This window comes from Microseira wollei NIES-4236 (genome assembly GCF_020521235.1).
Classification (GTDB): Bacteria; Cyanobacteriota; Cyanobacteriia; order Cyanobacteriales; family Aerosakkonemataceae; genus Microseira; species Microseira wollei.
Genome location: NZ_BLAY01000082.1, coordinates 1 through 19,318 on the forward strand (window position 1 = coordinate 1; position 19,318 = coordinate 19,318).

Annotated in this window: 18 protein-coding genes and 2 pseudogenes; 15 read left to right on the forward strand and 5 right to left on the reverse strand. The window is 44.7% G+C overall.

Annotated features, from left to right (window positions below; all coding sequences use genetic code 11):
- Positions 1-354, forward strand: a 354-nt coding sequence (locus tag MiSe_RS25090) for a hypothetical protein (RefSeq protein WP_226585869.1), incomplete at its 5' end; no start/stop codon positions are given.
- Here MiSe_RS25090 and MiSe_RS25095 read toward each other — a convergent pair.
- Positions 322-1,920, reverse strand: a complete 1,599-nt coding sequence (locus tag MiSe_RS25095; RefSeq protein WP_226585870.1) for an Hsp70 family protein — start codon at positions 1,918-1,920, stop codon at positions 322-324. The two genes, MiSe_RS25090 and MiSe_RS25095, sit on opposite strands and share 33 nt — an antisense overlap.
- 72 nt (positions 1,921-1,992) lie before the next feature.
- Between MiSe_RS25095 and MiSe_RS25100 the strand changes: the two genes are divergently transcribed.
- Positions 1,993-3,417, forward strand: coding sequence for an AAA family ATPase (locus tag MiSe_RS25100; protein WP_226585871.1), 1,425 nt, complete (start codon positions 1,993-1,995; stop codon positions 3,415-3,417).
- Positions 3,407-3,961, forward strand: coding sequence for a hypothetical protein (locus MiSe_RS25105; RefSeq protein WP_226585872.1), 555 nt, complete (start codon positions 3,407-3,409; stop codon positions 3,959-3,961). The genes MiSe_RS25100 and MiSe_RS25105 overlap by 11 nt, the downstream gene beginning before the upstream one ends.
- A gap of 15 nt (positions 3,962-3,976) precedes the next feature.
- Here MiSe_RS25105 and MiSe_RS25110 read toward each other — a convergent pair whose 3' ends face one another.
- Together MiSe_RS25110 and MiSe_RS25115 are read right to left on the reverse strand one after the other, a co-directional pair.
- On the reverse strand, positions 3,977-4,354 hold the full coding sequence (locus MiSe_RS25110) for a VOC family protein (protein ID WP_226585874.1): 378 nt from the start codon (positions 4,352-4,354) through the stop codon (positions 3,977-3,979).
- On the reverse strand, positions 4,351-4,929 hold the full coding sequence (locus MiSe_RS25115) for a hypothetical protein (protein ID WP_226585877.1): 579 nt from the start codon (positions 4,927-4,929) through the stop codon (positions 4,351-4,353). Before MiSe_RS25115 ends, MiSe_RS25110 begins: the two co-directional genes overlap by 4 nt.
- A 371-nt stretch (positions 4,930-5,300) precedes the next feature.
- Here MiSe_RS25115 and MiSe_RS25120 point away from each other — a divergent pair, with 371 nt between their 5' ends.
- Positions 5,301-5,516 (forward strand): hypothetical protein, encoded by a 216-nt coding sequence (locus MiSe_RS25120; RefSeq protein ID WP_226585879.1) that lies wholly within the window; start codon positions 5,301-5,303, stop codon positions 5,514-5,516.
- Between the two features lie 117 nt (positions 5,517-5,633).
- Here the strand turns inward: MiSe_RS25120 and MiSe_RS25125 are convergent, their stop codons facing one another.
- Positions 5,634-5,837: a hypothetical protein gene (locus tag MiSe_RS25125; RefSeq protein ID WP_226585935.1), complete on the reverse strand. Its 204-nt coding sequence runs from the start codon at positions 5,835-5,837 to the stop codon at positions 5,634-5,636.
- On the opposite strand from MiSe_RS25125, the gene MiSe_RS25130 reads away from it, so the two are divergent.
- The 9 genes and pseudogenes from MiSe_RS25130 to MiSe_RS25170 all read left to right on the forward strand — a co-directional run bounded on the left by MiSe_RS25130 (position 5,802) and on the right by MiSe_RS25170 (position 16,188).
- Entirely contained in the window at positions 5,802-5,918 is a 117-nt protein-coding gene (locus tag MiSe_RS25130) for a YqaE/Pmp3 family membrane protein (RefSeq protein ID WP_264196698.1), read from the forward strand. The genes MiSe_RS25125 and MiSe_RS25130 overlap by 36 nt on opposite strands.
- A 102-nt stretch (positions 5,919-6,020) precedes the next feature.
- Positions 6,021-6,743 (forward strand): annotated as a pseudogene (locus tag MiSe_RS25135) (aldo/keto reductase); the annotation flags it as partial.
- A 233-nt stretch (positions 6,744-6,976) separates the two neighbouring features.
- Positions 6,977-8,260 (forward strand): RNA-guided endonuclease IscB, encoded by a 1,284-nt coding sequence (gene iscB, locus MiSe_RS25140; protein WP_444980546.1) that lies wholly within the window; start codon positions 6,977-6,979, stop codon positions 8,258-8,260.
- An 87-nt stretch (positions 8,261-8,347) separates the two neighbouring features.
- Positions 8,348-8,599, forward strand: a pseudogene (locus MiSe_RS25145) (aldo/keto reductase); the annotation flags it as partial.
- A gap of 485 nt (positions 8,600-9,084) precedes the next feature.
- Positions 9,085-12,513, forward strand: a complete 3,429-nt coding sequence (locus tag MiSe_RS25150; protein ID WP_226585881.1) for an ATP-binding protein — start codon at positions 9,085-9,087, stop codon at positions 12,511-12,513.
- A gap of 369 nt (positions 12,514-12,882) precedes the next feature.
- Positions 12,883-13,632, forward strand: coding sequence for an energy-coupling factor ABC transporter permease (locus tag MiSe_RS25155; protein ID WP_226585882.1), 750 nt, complete (start codon positions 12,883-12,885; stop codon positions 13,630-13,632).
- Between the two features lie 15 nt (positions 13,633-13,647).
- Positions 13,648-14,007, forward strand: coding sequence for a PDGLE domain-containing protein (locus tag MiSe_RS25160; RefSeq protein ID WP_226585883.1), 360 nt, complete (start codon positions 13,648-13,650; stop codon positions 14,005-14,007).
- Positions 14,008-14,500: 493 nt separating this feature from the next.
- Positions 14,501-15,274 carry a cobalt ECF transporter T component CbiQ gene (cbiQ, locus tag MiSe_RS25165; protein WP_444980547.1) on the forward strand — a complete coding sequence of 258 codons (774 nt, stop codon included), beginning with the start codon at positions 14,501-14,503 and terminating at the stop codon, positions 15,272-15,274.
- A 104-nt stretch (positions 15,275-15,378) separates the two neighbouring features.
- Positions 15,379-16,188, forward strand: a complete 810-nt coding sequence (locus tag MiSe_RS25170) for an energy-coupling factor ABC transporter ATP-binding protein (RefSeq protein WP_226585885.1) — start codon at positions 15,379-15,381, stop codon at positions 16,186-16,188.
- 267 nt (positions 16,189-16,455) lie between these two features.
- Here MiSe_RS25170 and MiSe_RS25175 read toward each other — a convergent pair whose 3' ends face one another.
- The gene (locus MiSe_RS25175; protein ID WP_226585886.1) at positions 16,456-17,025 is read right to left on the reverse strand and encodes a Uma2 family endonuclease; all 570 of its coding nucleotides are present in this window, start codon (positions 17,023-17,025) and stop codon (positions 16,456-16,458) included.
- Between the two features lie 612 nt (positions 17,026-17,637).
- Between MiSe_RS25175 and MiSe_RS25180 the strand changes: the two genes are divergently transcribed.
- Positions 17,638-18,180, forward strand: coding sequence for a transposase family protein (locus MiSe_RS25180; RefSeq protein WP_226585887.1), 543 nt, complete (start codon positions 17,638-17,640; stop codon positions 18,178-18,180).
- Positions 18,181-18,610: 430 nt separating this feature from the next.
- Positions 18,611-19,252: a hypothetical protein gene (locus MiSe_RS25185; RefSeq protein WP_226585888.1), complete on the forward strand. Its 642-nt coding sequence runs from the start codon at positions 18,611-18,613 to the stop codon at positions 19,250-19,252.
- Positions 19,253-19,318 lie beyond the last annotated feature (66 nt).

The window sequence follows — 19,318 nt, forward strand, 5'->3', positions numbered from 1 at the left end:
GTGTCCCTACCCGAATTTATGAAAAACGATCCGCAATCTTGTCGGGACACGGCATCAGAAATATTCTGGAGCCATCAAAATTTGATGATTGCCGTGTCCCTACCCGAATTTATGAAAAACGATCCGCCATCTTGTAGGGACACGGCATCAGAAATATTCTGGATAAATGAAAATTGTATGATTGCCGTGTCCCGACGCGAATTTATGAAAAATGATCGGCAATCTTGTCGGGACACGGCATCAGAAATATTCTGGAAAAATGAAAATTGTACGATCGCCGTGTCCCGACGGGAATCTGAAATCTCAAATCTGCAATTGTCTTTAACTCAACTGAACGACGGGTTGATTATCTAAAAGAGTTTGCTTGGTGAGTAAATCTTCAACCGTCATTCTGAGGAAACGTTGACTATCGACTTGGAAAAATACCTTGATGCGATCGCTTCCCGGAAAACCAAGCGGCGTCAGTTGAGCGATAGTTCTCGCACCATCGCGATCGTTGAGGGGTTGTACCTGGGTTTGACCGCTAGCAAGAGAACGAGTAACTAAGCGATCGCCGTCAAAATACACTTCAGTTCCTCCAGTTTCCGCTCCCAATTCTCCCACAATTAACTCAATGCTGGGCTGGCTTTCTACCGATGCACCCAAGAGTAATTCAAAAGGTTCGCTCATCGGGTAAGGTTGCCCAGTTTTAATAATAGGATGCCAGTTGTGGCGGTTTAAACGCCGATCCCAGTAGCGGATACCGTAGCTGTGGTAGAGAAAATCCTTCAGTTCGATGCCTTGGGTGAGTTGCAATGCGCCTTGAGCGATCGCTTCAAAAGGTCGTTCGCAGCGGATTTTCGTTGGCTCAAAATACTGCTGCACCCACGTTTGTACCGCCGGAATTTGTACCGTCCCGCCGACTAATAAAACCGCATCGATATCGGAAACTTCAATCCCTTGTCGCCTTGCTTGCTGGAGTACTTGGGTCATCGACTCGTCAAGACGGTCAAAAAACTTGCGTTCTTTGAGGATAGATTCAAACTGCGATCGCTCCAATTGCAAATCGTAGCTTTCAAACGTTTCATCGTCAAAATAAACTTCGCTTGCCTTTTGTTGCAAAGATAGTTGAATTTTGATTTTTTCTGCCAAACGAGTCGTTAGCGCAGTCGATGCAATTCCCTGAGTTTGGGCGAAATAATCCACCAGCCAATTATCCAGATCCGCACCGCCCAAATTTTGTCCAGCTTTGGCTAAAACGCGGGCAGTTTTGCTTTTTTGGGCTGAATTTTCTAGTTGCTTGTTCCCCCATTTCAGAATAAAACCCAAAGGCTTTGTACCAGCTTGAGAACTCGCATCTAAACGCACCAAAGATAAATCCAGAGTCCCACCGCCGAAGTCGATCACCAACAAAAGTTGCTGGTTAGTCATACCATAGCCTAATGCAGCCGCCGTGGGTTCATCAATCAGCCGCACCTGTTCCACAGGCAGAGATTGACAAACCGACGAAAGCCAATTACGGTAGGCTTCAAAACTATCTACTGGCACAGTTAATACCAAAGATTCCCCCACATCAGGCCAGGTAGATTGCAGTTTTTCTATTATCTGGGTTAAGAACCACTGCCCGACTTGCTCGAAAGTGATAATTTTGCCATCGAGTTCGGGGAGAAACCCTTGAATATCCGCACCTATACCGCGTTTAAAGCTGCGGAAAAAGCGGGGGTCGTTTTTGAGGTCGAGGCCCTTGTCCCGCACCCCCTGACCGATTACAACTCGATCTGACGAGGCATTTTCCACATATAGCAGACTGGGAATCAAAGGGGGATTTTGCGCCTGAGTCAGGGATAAACCCGGTAAACTCAAGGTTTCGGGTTGCTGGGTGACTGGGTTCCAGCGGGTAATCACCGTGTTGCTTGTACCAAAATCGATTGCGATCGCCATTGAGCTAAGTTCACCAGTAATTTGGGGATCGATCTTATTATGGTATGGGAGTTTAAACGCAAACCGGACATCATGAGCGAATCTACTTCAGAGGAAACAGACAAAAACCTGCCTATACAGACAACCACACTGGTTTTTGATCGCAATATCCAGGAGAATCTATCGTTAGAGGGAATTACCCGAATTTCAGTGAGTGGCTATAAGTCTCTTTACGAAGAGTGCAGCATTGAAGTGCGTCCCCTGACAATTCTTGCTGGTGCTAACAGTTCTGGTAAATCTAGTATGATGCAGCCTTTGCTGCTGCTAAAACAAACACTGGAAGCCACCTACGATCCGGGCGCGTTGCTGCTGGATGGGCCTAATGTTAGATTTACTTTAGCTTCTCAACTATTTTCTCAAATACCTGGTAAAAATTCTCCTAACTGCTTGATTGTAAATTTGGAGATAGATGACGCATCCATTAAAACTACCTTTAAAAAAGAACACAACCAGGAAATAGAAGTCATCTCTACAACCTGTAAATATCGGCAGCAAGAATTTACAGTATCGCTAGGAATGAATATCGAAGATGCTGAACGAGAATTAAAAAAATGGATTAGCGGCGATGAACTATGGTCAAATCTTTTTGCCAAGACGGAACAAGAAATTACATGTAGTTTTGGGCGATTGCGGTGCTTTCTCCACACCAACAGCCAGGTCAAGTTGCCGATCGAGAAATTAGGGACAGTTAATTTTACTATTTACGATAGTCGTTCGCACACAAGTTTGTTTGAGTCAGAAATTCGCAGATTGATTCATGTTCCAGCACTGAGAGGAAATCCGGAACGCGCTTATAAGACTACAGCGGTGGGGAGGGAATTTACTGGCACTTTTGAAAATTACGTTGCCAGTATAATCAATCGGTGGCAGAAAACAGAAGATAATCGACTTATAGATTTAGCAAAAGCTCTCCAAACCCTGGGACTAACTTGGAAAGTTGATGCGAAACAGATTAATGACGTACAGATTGAATTGCGTGTAGCTCGTTTGCCTCGTAGTGGTGAAGTCGAGGATATGGTGAGCTTGGCTGATGTTGGCTTTGGGGTGTCGCAAACTTTGCCTGTTTTAGTCGCTTTAATTGTAGCAGAACCGGGGCAATTGGTATATCTCGAACAGCCAGAAATTCACCTGCATCCCCGCGCTCAAGCTGCTTTAGGAGAGATATTAGCTGATGCTGCTAATCGGGGTGTAAAAGTAGTAGTAGAAACCCACAGCGATTTACTGCTCAGGCGAATTCAAACATTAGTTGCTGAGGATAAAATTTCACCAGAAAAGGTCAAACTACACTGGTTCAAACGGCGGGATGATGGGGTTACAGAAGTGAGTAGTACCGATCTGGATGATGCGGGAGCTTTTGGAGACTGGCCTGAAGATTTTTCTGATGTTGCTCTTACAGAAGAAAGCCGCTATCTAGATGCAGCTGAGTCTCGCCTAGCGCAGCGTTCCTATGCCAGCTAAGATTTCCAGGCGTCTGGTGATTGATGCTTCTGTAGCGCGTGCTGCTGGTGGTGAGAATGCAACTAATCCAATATCTCAAAACTGCCGCGACTTTCTTAAAGCTTTATGGGATTTCGGACACATAATTGTGATGACACCAGATATTAAAGAGGAGTGGAATAAGCATCAATCAATCTTTGCCAAGAGGTGGCGCTCTTCAATGGCGGCAAAAAAGCAGCTGGAATATCGCTCTGATATTCCAGAGAATCGAGAGTTATGGAATGCAATCGATCGTCTTGCTGCGACCGACAAACAGCGTGCAGAGATGTTTAAAGACTTACGTTTGATTGAGGCAGCACTGGCAACAGATAAAACTGTAGTATCCCTGGATGATAATACTGCCAGAAAATTTTTTGCTAACGCAGCCGATGAAATAGATGAACTGAAAGATATTGTTTGGGTAAACCCAGCTAAACCGGAAGAGCAAGCCATTGTTTGGTTGGAAAATGGTGCAGCACCAGAAAAAGACCGAAAACTAGGGTTTCGCTCTCAAGAAATTGGTTGAACTACTAAAACGCAATTATTTCAATCGCCAGGGGGGATTAATTCTGTTCTCACCTGCATAGTAAAGACAAATTATATTCCCATCCGGGTCGCGCAGGTAGGCTTCTCTCCACAACCAACTTTGGTCTATCGGATCTTGGTCGAAAACATAACCCTTGCTTTTTAGCTCGCTAACTGTATGGTCTAGATTGTCGCACTCGAAGTAAATAATAGTTGTTGATTGCGGGATAACTCCCGGTTTTTTTTCAATGGAAAAAGTTGCATCTCCATCCGGACATAAAAAGCGAGCATAGCGCGAATCAGCACCGACAATTTGGCTCAAACCTAGTCCCCGATAAAATTCTACTGACCTATTTATATCCGTGACGATAACAGTAACTTGATTAAGCCTCATAGCTTAGTTCTGCCATTAGATAGATCTGCGATCGCCCAAATCATCAAAAACGGAATACCCAGTCCCAAAATTAGATTGCACGCCAACCAAACCAGAGAAGCAGACTGACTCCAGCCAAAAATGACAAATCCCTGTTTGGTAGAAGATAACAACGCATCCCAAATTAAGTGCGCCGACATCCCGACAGATAAACCAATTGTCCCATCCCGCAACCACCGCCACCATTGGTGAGAGCTGTTAAATTGGCTGCGACTGCGCTGCATTCCCCACCAACTGGTGACTAGCAAGACTAGAGGTAGCAAAGCGGAATGAAACAACCAGCTGCGGTGGATTAAAAACCTGAATCTCGTCGAGTTGTAGAGTGGAATATCCCAATCTGGCACCGCCATATAGAACATATCACCGGAAAGAACCGGAATATTTAACTTTCGGAATATAAATAACCCGCTGGCTCCCCAGATCAGATTAATCCGTTTGACCCCAACTTTTGCGTAGCGTTCGAGCAGCCACCAATATCCTGCTCCCACAGCTAACCCGACAACAAAGTGCATCAGTTTATCGACGAAGGAAGGCATACTTACTGACCGAACAGGAACAAAAGTTATCTTCGATACAGTCATTCATGTATATCTTTGGCACTATGGCAAGAAGAAATAATATTTCTTAACATAGAAGTAACGCACGGGTGCAAATACTCCAGGACTGACGCTTAGGCGTTCCTAGAAACCGGGTTTCAAGCTGGGATCTCTGGTGACAAAGCGACGATTTTTCATAGACGTTCCTAGAAACCGGGTTTCCAGCTGGGATCTCTGGGGACAAAGCGACGATTTTTCATAGAAACCCGGTTTCTTTGGGGTTTCTTTAGGTAAGTCCTGTACTCAAAAAAGCTCAAGCGCCGCAACGGCGGCTTGAGAGGAATTGTATTGCCAAAAATAAGGCGGAAGTCATGAACAAAGAGCAATCATCCGAAGTTTCTATATTTTTGAGAAACCTCAGAAGCGGCATTTGGCTGGTGGGAATCTCATCTTGGATTTTCGGTATCACCGATAGAACGATCGCCGCCTTGGCGGATGGTTATCTGTCGGCTTGGGATATCATTCAACTGTGTACAGCATCCTTCTTCTTTGTAAGTTGGCTGTTTTTGAAACCGACTTGGAGGTAAGGAAAAGAGAGAGGAACGAGGGAGAGGAAGAAGGGAAATCAATTTTGGCAATAGGACGGACACGCAGGTAAGTTTTTACTACAGGCAATTCTAGGTAACGCCAAATGCCAAGGTGTTCTAATTAAAAGTTCCTAAAATTATCTGGCTATCTTTCTCCTGTTCCCTCTCGCTCTCCCTCTCCCGCTTGGCGAAGTCTATCATAGAGGCAGCGATCGCGCTTTCCAAGCAGAACAGGAGGATGACATGGATCTCGCCCGTATCATAGTTGCTATTCTTCTTCCCCCATTGGGAGTATTTCTGCAAGTTGGTCTTGGGGGACAATTTTGGCTGAATATCCTTTTAACACTCTTGGGTTATGTTCCGGGGTTAGTTCACGCTATCTGGATTATCGCCAAAAAGTAAATCAAGTCCATCCTTGAGGAATAAGCAAGAATAGGGTGTAGGGTGTAAGCTTTGACTTGGATAGTCTCCCTGCACCCTAAAAATGCATTGAAGCGATCGCATATGACTGAAAAAAAAACCAGGCGTGCTTTCTTAGCCACAAGTATCGCCGTTGCGGGGACAATAGTAGGCTGTAAGGCAATAAAACAAAACGTGACATCGGCTTCAATATCGGCAACAATACCAGAACGCTTGTTAGGTAATACAGGCGTTAAAGTGCCGATTTTGGGATTAGGGGGTGCAAGACAAACTCCTCTATCGTGGGATAATGCCGAAAAGCAAGCCGTGGCAATTATCCAACGGGCATTAGAATTGGGAATACGCTACTTTGATACAGCGGCAGATTACGGGCCAAGCGAAGATTATTTAGGCAAAGTATTGCCCAATTATCGCCAGCGCCTGTTTTTGACGAGTAAGACAGCAGCACGCGATCGCGACAATGCATGGCGACAATTAGAACGCAGTCTCAACCGTCTCAAAACAGATTACCTCGATCTGTGGCAACTTCACCACGTCTCCTTTGAAGCAGAACTAGATCAAATTTTCGCCCGCGATGGTGCAGCGCGCGCCTTAGAAGAAGCAAAACAGCAAAAACTGGTGCGTTTTGTTGGTATCACCGGACACCACGAACCCAACATTATTGCCGAAGGTTTGCGCCGCTATGCTTTTGATACCGCACTCATTCCCATTAACGCCGCAGATAAACACCATCCTCGTCCATTTATTCCCCAAGTGCTACCAGTTGCGCGTCAAAAAAATGTGGGAATCATCGCCGTCAACGACCCCGGACTTATAGTCCGGGGCTTCCAGCCAAAACCGGAAGCCCTTAGTTGACCAGACTAAGTACTGTAGCGTACTACGTTAGAGGCAAGTGTTAAGGAACCTACCAGGGGATGCGTAGCTAGTCCCCTGCTCTAGAACTGAACGATTAAACAGGTGTAAGGGTGAAGCCAGTGTCGTTCGGAAAGTACCGACCTCTAACATTGTCGAAGCTAACTTTACCCGAAAGGAGGGACATAATGTCCAAAGTATTTGTTATTGATTCAGAAAAAAGACCGCTAAATCCAGTTCATTCAGCACAAGCGAGGCAGTTATTACGAAACAAAAAAGCAGCAGTTTATAGGCGGTTTCCTTTTACAATTATCCTAAAAGAACCGCGCCTTGATTTATCTGTATTGCCATTAAGACTAAAAATAGATCCAGGCGCGAAAACAACCGGAATTGCATTGATTGACGATGCCACTGGAGAAGTAGTCTTTGCAGCCGAATTAAAACATAGAGGTTTCGCGATTAGAGACGCTTTGACCTCTAGAAGACAGTTAAGACATAGTAGAAGAAATCGTAAAACTCGGTATCGCAAGCCAAGATTCTTGAACAGAACACGTCCCCAAGGATGGTTGCCTCCCAGCTTGCAAAGTCGAGTTGAAAACATCAGGACTTGGGTTGAAAGATTACGTCGGGTTGCTAGGGTTGCAGCGATTAGTCAAGAATTAGTGCGCTTGAGCCTGCAGTTAATACGCAATCCCGACATCCAAGGGAAAGAGTATCAACAAGGCACGCTTGCTGGATATGAAACCAGGGAATACCTGTTGGAAAAATGGAACAGACAGTGTGTCTATTGTGGCGTCAAAGACGTTCCATTACAGATAGAACATATTCATCCAAGAGCAAAAGGAGGTTCTAATTCAATCACAAACCTGACGCTAAGTTGTTCTAAATGCAACACAAAAAAAGGGAATAAAGATATCAAATATTTCCTCAAAAAAGACCCCCGACGGTTAGAGAAAATCTTGAAACAAGTTAAAACACCATTGGCGGATGCCGCAGCCGTGAACACAACTCGACTTGCATTACTAGAAGTTCTGAAGTCAACCGGACTGCCCGTAGAAACAGGTTCAGGCGGATTAACAAAGTTTAATCGTAGTCAACAAGGATTAGATAAAACTCATTGGCTAGATGCAGCTTGCGTTGGAAAATCAACCCCAACTCTCAATATTAAAGGTGTTAAACCGTGGCTGATTACAGCTAATGGTCACGGTACTCGCCAATCGTGCCGAACTGATAAATATGGTTTCCCAAACCGACACTGTTCTAGGGCTAAATTCCATTTTGGTTTTCAGACTGGAGATATCGTAAAAGCGGTCGTACTTTCCGGTAAGAAGGTAGGTGAATATGTCGGTAGGATTGCAACTCGTGCTACTGGGAGCTTCAATATTTCAACTAAAAACGGGCTAGTTCAAGGAATTAGTTATAAAGCTTGCAAGCATATTCACAAAAAGGACGGTTACTCATATGCAATGTAAAAATATTTTGACGGCGAATAAATTCGCCGCCTCCGTTTTCTTCCCCGGCTTAAAAGTGCGGGGTTTCCAACGTCCCGAAGGTGTCTGATGAAAGTACCAGCATACGGACGCTTATTTAAACCAGGCGTATTAGATGGAATGCACCAAGCATTTGGATACGCGCTTTCACAACCAGGGGTGCATTGTGCGATTATTGCTGCCGAAACAGTCGCACAACTGGAGTCAAATATCGGCGTAGCGCAGGCATTTCAACCCCTGGATGAAAACGCACTAGCAGAAATTGAGCAACGCACATCTATCGCTTGGCAGGATAATACTTTCTTTCGCGCTTGGACTTAAGATAGGGTCATAGCTTTAAATAAGGTTTTTCTATCACAGGACTGACGCGCATATTCCGGGTTTCTAGGAAAAATCGCCGCCATCACCTTTGTTTCTAGGAAAAATCGTGGCTTTGTCACCATAGATCGCCGCCATCACCTTTGTTTCTAGGAAAAAAGCTGGCAAATCACCTTTGTTTCTAGGAAAAAGGTGACAGATTCGCTATCACCTATGACCTATTACCAAAGATACTTGACTGCTGCCAACAGTTTTTTATTCAACTATATGCAAACAAACTGTCAGCTGGAGATTTAGGTCTAAACAAAGGTGATGGCAAGGTCTTGGGTAAGTCCTGTGCCACATACAACAAATTTGACTACCTTGCAGTTATTAGGTATACAATATAAGCTATTGCGGTGAAAACTTACCTCTGACCAGTCCAAATACTTACCTTTTTTTTGTGCCGATTTCAGAAATTTAAAAATTGCTCCTGGCATTTTAGCAAAATGATGCTAACCATTAAAAAACTTAAAAAAAAGTCAACCCAGGCTCTAGTCGCGCTAATTGCAGCAGCGTATCTAGGTAACTATTTTAGTCTTTCACTGTTTTTTGGCATAGATTTTCTGTTTGGCAGTATTGCCGTATTGCTAGTATTGTACCTGTTTGGACTAAGTTGGGGGATTCCAGCAGTAGTTATAGCTAGCTGGCATACATTTATCCTTTGGAACCATCCCTATGCAGCAATTGTTCTGCTCTGCGAAGCAATATTCGTCGGCTACTTTTTCCAAAAAAAACGCAAAAACATACTGCTGCTAGATGGCATTTACTGGCTGAGCATCGGGATGCCATTGGTGTGGATATTTTATGCTGGTTTTCTCAATTTCGAGACAAAACAAGCTTTGCTCGTAGTCCTAAAACAATCCGTTAACGGGATTTTTAACGCTCTAGTTGCCAACCTAATTATAGCACATTTACCTATTGAAAAATGGGTCGGTCGTCCCCAGCTAAAAAGAACTATTTCATTCCGGCGCAGCTTATTAAACTTGTTCGTGGCTTTTGTATTTTTTCCGGCACTGATACTGATGGTATTCGACGGGAATCGGGTGATGCTGAATACTGAAAATAGAATTCAGAGCGAACTGCAATCTATTACCGCAGACTTAGATTTTGAGCTGCAATCTTGGTACGATCAACGGTTGAAAGCACTTACAGAATTAGCGCGAATTGCTGGGAGAAATACACCGATCGACAAGCTTCAGCAAAGCACAGAACTGCTGCAGCGGACATTTTCAAGTTTCTCTAAACTGAAAGTTGCTAACCCCACAGGTACTGTTATTGCCGCCAATCCAATTAGTAATGAAGCAGGGGAATCGACCCTGGGTTTAAATATAGCTATTCAACCGATTTTTGCCAAAATAAAAACCAGCTTAATTCCCCAAATAACTGATGTTTATATGGGGCTGAATCTCAAGCCAAATGTTGAGATAGGCGTCCCGGTTATTGTGGATAAACAATTTCGTGGTTTAGTTCATGCTACGTTAAACCTGAAAGAAATCAGTCAACTGCTAAAATCCCAAGTTAATAATCAAGAATTAAGAATAGAGCTGATAGATAAAACGGGGCGAATTATTGCCAGCAGTCAAGCAGAATCAGCCCTAAGCCAAAGCCTGGAACGTCGCCCAAGTGGAGAAATAAAACAAAAAAATAATGGGGTTTATCAATGGCTACCGCCTAAAGGAAAACTGCCAACTATGATGCGGTGGAAAAAATCATTGTATGTCCAAGAAACTAACCTTGGTAGCAACATTCCCTGGAAACTAATTGTGGCAGTCCCAGCTGCACCCTATATCAGCTATCTAGAAAATGTTTATATCATCGACCTGGGTATTACGCTCTCCATCGCCGTGTTGGCGCTTGTCTTAGCAAGGCTTTTGAGCCGTCAGTTAGTCAGTCCCCTGGCAAAATTAGCCAGCGAAACGACTAACTTACCCCATAAAATAATGGAGGAAAAACCAATTGGTTGGATCGATAGTTATGTGTCAGAAATTGGCTCTCTAGTCGAAAACTTTCAGAGCATGTCAGTGGCGCTTCATCAAAAATTTCAGGAAATTAAAAGCGCTAACGAAACCTTAGAAGAACGAGTGAAAGAACGGACGGATAAGTTAGTAAAAGCTAACAAGAAATTAAGGAATGAAATTATCGAACGCAAGCGAGTCGAGGCAGACCTCAAGAAAGAACGCAACTTTATTTCTGCTATTCTGGATACTACGGGGGCTTTGGTGATAGTTCTCGACGCTCAAGGGCGAATAGTCCGCTTTAACCGCGCTTGCGAGGAATTAACTCAATATGAGTTCGCTGAAGTTGAAGGTAAGTATGTTTGGGAGTTGTTATTAATTCCGGAAGAGTTAGAGAGGGTCCAAGCTGTTTTTCAAGAACTTAAAGAGGGGAATCGTCCGAATCAACATGAAAACTACTGGGTAGCAAAAGATGGAACTCGCCGCTTGATTGCTTGGTCTAATACCGTTCTGATGAATACTGATGGTTCGAATCAGTATGTTATTGGTAGCGGCATCGATATTACCCAACGTCAGCAAGCAGAGTCAGCACTGCGAAAAAGCGAAATTCTGCGGAAACAGGCAGAAGCATTAGAGCAAGCAAACCGGATAAAAGATGAATTTTTAGCGATTGTTTCCCACGAATTGCGGACACCGCTTAATTCTATTTTAGGATGGGCGAAATTGTTGCGCTCGCGCAAATACGACGCACCCACAACCGAACGCGCTCTCGAAACCATCGAACGCAATGCTAAATCTCAAGCGCAACTCATCGATGATATTTTAGATATCTCGCGCATCGTCAGAGGCAAAGTTCGTCTAAATATGCGCCCGATTAACCTCGTACCCGTTATCCAGTCGGCGATTAATTCGGTGTTACCCACAGCGGCGAATAAGAATATTGAAATTGCATCTGTAGGGGCGGGTTTAAACAGCTTGTCTGCTGAAAGCTCAGATCTTTCGTTAAACCCGCCCCTACGCGTTTTCGCAGATGCAGAACGCTTGCAGCAAGTTGTCTGGAATTTGCTTTCAAATGCAGTTAAGTTTACACCCGAAGGCGGAAGAGTAGAAGTAAAACTAGAAAAATTGCAGATGGCAGATTGCAGATTGCAAATAGACAACAAAAATTCCACGTTAAATCTGCAATCTCAAATCTCAAATCTGCAATTAAACTATGCCAAAATTACCGTCACCGATACTGGCAAAGGTATCAGTCCTGAATTTTTACCTTATGTGTTCGAGCGTTTTCGTCAAGCGGATAGTTCCACAACTCGATCCTACGGTGGATTGGGATTAGGACTGGCAATTGTGCGTCATTTGGTTGAACTCCACGGCGGTACCGTCAGCGCCGATAGTCCAGGAGAGGGACAGGGGGCGACGTTTACCGTTATGTTGCCGCTGTTGGAAGAAACTCCGGCAAATGCAGGTGAGCTCCAGAGCTCTGAAGCAGGTGAGAATAAACAATACTCAATGCCCAATGCCCAATTACCGATGCCCCTCAATGGTTTGCACGTACTTGTAGTTGATGACGATGGGGATACGCGTGACTTTTTGATGGCGGCGCTACAAGAGGGTGGGGCGCGGGTAACGAGTGCGACATCGGTGGAGGAGGCTCGCGCATCCCTCCAACAATACCACCCCGACGTACTGATTAGCGATATTGGAATGCCCTCTGCCGATGGCTACGAGCTCATCCATCAGGTGAGAACTTCCCCATCTCCTGAAATCGCCAAAATTCCCGCCCTCGCCCTCACCGCCTATGCGCGAGAAGAAGATAGCAAAAAAGCCCTCGATGCCGGTTTCGGGATGCACCTGCCCAAACCCGTCGAACCCGCTCAGTTAATTTCCGTCGTCGCCCAACTCGCCCGACGTACTGCTTAATACCCAGGGTTTATAAATTAATTGTTAAGAATAACGGGTGTTCTTTGATTTAAAGGATTACAATCTTTTGACGAGGGACAAGTTAATAATGTTTTTTACATCTCAAATCAAAAAAATTTAGTTTATATTAAAATATAATAGTTAAGTTCGCATCTATCTCAGGGTAGATTTGAGTCAAAATAGGCGTTTTTAAACCAAACTGAATCAGTTATAAATACCCCCCTATAGGATTGCATAGTTGACTTAAAGCAGGTTTTATTAGAAAATTGCAAGCGTTATAATATCGCAGTTTAGAAAATGATTATCGGTAATATAACCCCGAATTATATTGGGGCTTGGAAACAGCTAACAGCCAAGTGGTAAGCAAAAATGATCGCACTTCCATCCTCTACAATCTCATTCTCAAGCTTGCTGCACTGGGTAATACAGCCCCAGTTAGCCATGCACATTCCCGATGGGTTCTTGAGCCTACCCGTTAGCCTCGTCACTTGGATACTTGCGATCGCTTTAATTGCACTATGTCTAAACCGAGTTGAGAGCGAATATCAAGAACGGGCAGTGCCTTTGATGGGAGTGTGTGCGGCATTTATTTTTGCGGCTCAAATGATTAATTTTCCCATACCAGGAGGAACATCGGGACACTTGTTAGGTGGAACGCTAGCAGGTGTTTTATTAGGGCCTTGGGCTGGATCGTTAGTCATGGCGGTAGTATTTATCGTGCAGGCGGTAGTGTTTCAAGATGGGGGTATCACAGTCTTGGGTGCAAACATCACCAATATGGGATTAATTGGCACGTTTTGCGGTTACTATCTTTATCGCACAATTCGCCATGCCCTGGGAAGAGATAGTTGGAGAGGGATTAGAATTGGGACAGCAGTTGCAGCTTGGACAAGTGTGGTAATTGCCTCAATTTTATGTGCCATTCAACTAGCAATATCGGGAATACCGTTAGGAGTAGCTTTAGTAGCAATGGCTGGCTGGCACGTGCTAATCGCGATTGGAGAAGCGCTAATTACAGTAGTGACAGTAAGTTTTGTTTGGCGCACGCGACCAGATTTACTTTATCATCCGCCTCGCAAAAGGAGCGGATCTATTTCCAGTTCTCTTTCATCGCGATAAGGAGTTGAGCGAAAGATGAGTAATACAAATTTGCGATCGCGCAACCAGGCTTTTATTATTGCTGGTTTGGGTATTTCCCTGCTAATAGCAGTGTTACTTTCTCCTTTCGCCAGTCAAAATCCCGATGGTCTAGATCGCGTCTCCCAAGACTTAAAATTTGATACAAAGGCTGCTGAAGAAACACCCGCTAAAAAGTTGCCTTTCTATCAGATATTTGACGAATATACCGCCAGAGGAGTACCAGAAGCGATCGCCACCCCAATCGCCGGTTTAGTCGGCACTTTAGTCACCTTTGGCTTAGCTTGGGGCGTTGGTAAATTGGTAATTCGCCGTTCTGATACTGATAGAGACAGCGATGATCAGGTGAGCAAGTGAGCAGGTGAGCAGGTGAGAAAATTACTTCCTTCTTTTCTCTTCTTTCTGCGTTCTCTGTGTCTGGATTGATATCATGTACGTTGAATTGCCCATAATAAAAAAACCTCACCCAGTCGTTGCGTAGGGACACGGCATCTGACGATATCTCGGACAAACAGATAGCGTTAATCATGCCGTGTCCCGGCTGATGATTATGGGTAATCTTAAGGACATGATATGATTCGTTAAATAGGTATTCTTAGGTCGAGAAAAGAGTCAACCTAATTTCAATCTAAAATCTTGCAAGGGGGCGGGTTTATTGACGTTATCGGTTCGAGTCAAAATTGGTTGGTAAAACCCGCCCCTACACAGATCCCAAATCCCCAATGGCGGCGGCGGGTTTATTGACATTATCGGTTCGAGTCAAAATTGGTTGGTAAAACCCGCCCCTACACAGATCCCAAATCCCAAATCTGCAATTCTTCAATCTGCCATCTAAAATTTACCCCAAATGTTGCTACACGTTAATGCATTTCATCTCGATATCGATAGCAAAGGCAAGACTTGGTGGCACAAGCTTGCGCCCCGCACGCGCCTGCTGTGTACGATTTTGCTCGTATTTGCTATTGCCTTAACTCCCAACGGTCGCTGGTGGACTTGGGCAATTTATGCAATGGGCGTACTGGGTGTTGTGTTAATTAGTCGGATAACTTTGCCCGTTCTACTAAAGCGAATTGCCGTAGAATTTGCCTTTATTAGCGCTGTTCTGTTGGGGACTTTGTTTCGCAGCGGTGGCGAGGTTGTAGCTGCTTGGGGGCCGGTGAAAATTACCACAGAAGGGTTGTTGGTATTGGGGAGCGTTACAACCAAGGCGCTGCTATCTCTAATAATGCTAAATCTGCTAACGCTTACGACTTCAATTCCGGCGTTGCTCAATGCATTAGTGGCATTGCGAACTCCACGGTTGTTGGTAGCAACTCTGGCGTCAATGTATCGCTATATTAGCGTGTTAATTGGCGAATTTAATGCCATGCGGCGAGCAGCAGCATCGCGCAATTTTACGGGTAACGGTAGCTGGAAACGCCAAGTGATTGGCAACATGATGGGGTCGCTGTTTATCCGCACTTACGAACGCGGCGATCGCATCTACCAAGCCATGCTAGCTCGCGGTTATCAAGGCATTCCACCCTTTGACGTTCCCCCCGGTGGACGACACGATATCGTCGCTTTAACTTTAACCTTAATCTTGACACTACTAGGACAAGTTATTTACCTATTTAAATGGTAATCGGTAATGGCGTTCCCAGCCAAAGCCCGGAGAACGATGGTAATAGGAATAATCATTACCAATTACCAATTAGCAATTAGCAATTAGCAATTAGCAAACTTCAAATGCACCACAACCCCATATTGATCGAAAATCTCACCTACACCTACCCGGATGGCACGACAGCTTTGCGGGAAATTAGTATATCGATCAAAGCTAACGAACGAGTCGCATTAATCGGTGCGAATGGTTCGGGAAAATCTACGTTGCAATTACACTTAAATGGTATAATCCTGGCGCAAGCAGGACGGGTGAAAATCGGTGGGTGGCCTGTTTGTAGCGAAAATTTGGCAGAAATTCGCAATTTTGTGGGGTTGGTATTTCAAAATCCAGATAATCAATTATTTATGCCCACGGTGTGGGAAGATGTGGCTTTTGGTCCGATGAATCAAGGTTTGCGCGGGGAGGAACTAACAAAACGAGTGCTAGCAGCAATGGCGGCGGTGAGTATCGATCCACAACGCTATGGTGAGCGGAATACGGAGAATTTGTCTGGGGGGGAAAAGAAACGGATTGCGATCGCAGGGGTATTAGCGATGAACCCCCAAGTGCTGGTATTGGACGAACCCTCGGCACAGTTAGATCCCCGATCGCGCCGCGAGTTAATCAATCTACTGCGAAGTTTACCCCTAACTCAACTGATCGCTACCCACGATTTAGATATGGCATTGGAATTATGCGATCGCACTGTAGTTTTAAGTCAAGGTCAAGTTGTCTTCGATGGTAAAACCGAGCAAGTGATGAGCGATGGGGATTTCTTACTACAGCACGCTTTAGAATCACCCCTGGGCTACAGTCGTCCTTATTGTTTATTAGCAGACGCACCCGGATACGCCACCCCCATCCCTCGCGCCGCCATCCCCCATCAGCACTAATATTAAGGGCACGGCGACATCAAAATATCGGTGCTAATAGCTAATAGCTAATCGCTAATCGCTGCTCTCTACGCCAAGAAACCCGGTTTCTACGAAAAATCGTTGGGAAAGGAAACTCGAGATATGCCTCCCTTCCGCACTCGCGTTCGACTCTTCACCTTTGTTTCTGGCCTGGTCGTGCGTAAGTCCTGAGCTAATCGCTAATCGCTAATCGCTGCTCTGGAGGCAATTGACCATTAGCAATTAGCAATTAGCCATCACATGATATCAACTTCCTAACCTCAACCATCCGAACACATCCCCCACCGTTAGCCGCAAATTTGCAACCAAGTTTGGAACGGGTAACAAATCCGTCCCCTCCTCAAACAGTTCCGGTTGCTGTCCGGGTGGGTAAACCAGCACAGAGCGTTCATCCGGGTCGATCAACCAGCCTAATTTGCAACCGTGCCTGAGACAGTGCAGGATATTCCCGGTGACTTTAGTTTGACTTTGGTCTGGGGAAAGAATTTCAATTGTCCAATCTGGAGCCGCCTCGAATACATTGGCAATATCGCCATTTTGATCAACGGGTATCCTATCCCAAGCGAACACCGCCACATCTGGTACAATTGACCGCCCGCCAAAGCTACACCGCAATTCTGGAAAGGCAAGGGCAATTCTCGGAGTTTTCGCTACGGCGTTGATAGCGGTGAGCATTTTACCTCGAATTGTGCTGTGTTTTCCTTGTGGCATTGGTTTTTGGATAATTTGACCGTTGATGTACTCGCTGGCTGGCTTGGTTTCTGGCAGTTGCAGAAATTCTTCCAGCGTCAGGGTTTTTGTCGGGGTCTGTACCATAAGACGCAAGCCTCCCATGCTCTGCCCTCATCTTAGACTTCACCAAGAAGACGCACCAGACAAAGGAGTTGGGGAGACGCTCTGGGCGACCATTCTCAAGTGAGAAGCTACCGGTCTTATGAACAAAATGCTTCCTTGCTGGAATCCCCTGGCTCCTATCATCGTGTGTCTCCCCGTCCCCCTGTCCCCCCGTCTCCGCCTCCTCTTCGCCCGCCCATCGATACAAATGAGAATTATTGACAATAAACCCCCGCCCTCGTATGATTTAATTTCAGTCGGAAACTTTTGCCAATAATTTTCAATAGTAGGGTCAAGCCCTGCTAGATTTTGCCTAACTATGGAAAATAGAAAATTGCAGCCGACACCGACTTTGGTGTTGGCAAGTACGAATGCTTACAGATCGAGAGAAAGGGAAGCACTTTCACAAAAGTTAAGCTGTTGAAATAATTTTGAAGTTTTTTAAACAAAGCTTTTAACTCTTTAGTTTTTGCTATTGAGGTTGGAATCCACCTCAATAAAATCAGGACTTACGCAAGGGCGTTCCTATCACCTTTGTTTCTGGGTAGATCTCTAGTTCCTTGCTCGACGATTTTTCACAGAAACCCAGTTTCTTTGCGTTATCTATTTGGCTGTTGGCAATTTGCCAGCAACGCTTTTACTTGGGTACAGGTAAATTTGCAGTTCATGGTGACAACTGTATCAGGAGGAACATTTTTATTCATGCATCTACATCTGACACATCTACTGAATTTACCAGGCGCGATCGTTGAATCCCTTACTGATTCTGAAGATTTGATCTGTTTGAGGTTAAGCTTTTTAGCCGAGGGAATTGAATGTCCTCATTGCCGTAACTATACCGAAGAATTGCATCAAGTGCGACCAATTATGGTAAGAGACTTACCAGCCTTTGGTAAAACGGTGTATTTGCATCTGCCGCGCCGTCAGTTTTATTGTAAAGCTTGCCAGCGCTATTCCACAGAGCGACTGGATTTCATCGATTGGCGTAGAAGATATACCCATCGATATGAAGAAAGCATTTACGAGCAAGCGAACAACTCAAGCATCGAGATAGTCAGCCAAAAACAACGGCTGAGTTACGAGGAAGTCAAGAGCATTGTCAGGTCTGTGAGTAAAAAGAAAAAATCAACTTCATGAAAATATATATTTGCAGTTTTAATTTATCAGAAAATTTTATCACCATTTGCCATTTAGTTTAAAAATAATTGTTTAAATAAACATAAACAAACCGCAAATATTTAGTAATAAAAGCGTAATATTTAAAATAAGCTTGGAATCTGTAAAAAGAGGTTTATCCCTATCGCATAAACGCCGCCGCTTCAGTGTATCAACCATAACCGATCGTCGAAGGGTGAGGGTGATAGATTCAGATTCGAGGCGCGTGAGCTTCAGTGGCAGAAGCATCCAATTTGTCAATATAACGGATTGCAGGCGCATAAGGTACACCTCTCGTTTGTATAGCGGCTGCCATTTTTGCTGCCGCTATACAAACAAAGCCAAAAGGCTTTCCCTCACTCGCTTACAATCCGCTGTAAAACTCGCTTGTCAATCGTTTCTGAGTAGCCAGATGAACGAAAAATTTTCTATGGAAATGCAATCCCAGCCTGATTCAATTTCAGCGGGATTTCCCAAACAGTTAGATATTGCGAAGGTCAGCGTTTACGCCCTCAGCTTTTTATCAGCAGGGATGTTTCTCTTCTTGCCATTCGTTAACTTATTGCATCCCAGTCCTTGGCAGAGATGGATGGGAACAATTCACGGCTTTGCATCATTATTAGCGACTGTCGTAGCCGTGTATGCAGGGCATTTAGCCTTTCCCTTGCTGCGCGGCGTGAATAAAATCCTGCCCCAAATGCGTACCCTCACCTTTTGGTCAACTTTTATCGCATTTTTGGGAATTGCTACCGGCAATTTAGCTTACATGCGATACCGCGCAGGTATGAACTTCGGCGGCGCCAGGGCATGGCTGAGAGAAAACTCGCCTTTAGTGCAGTACGTTTTGATGGAATACCACGAATTTACCGTACTATTTACCTTGCCCTTGGGAGTCGCTTGCACTTGGATTTTGTGGCATTACGGCGACTCAATTCTAGAAAAAGAAAACCGACCCGTTCTCACAGCAACCTGCGTGGCTTTAATGGCAATGATGTTTTTTGCAATGGGTGGATTAGTCACAGGAATTGGTGTAGCCAAAGTCCACGCATTGTAAAAACATTGGATTGAGAGTTTGGGAAAAAAATAGCGACTGAAAAAGTAGAGAGATTCGGAGGCGCAT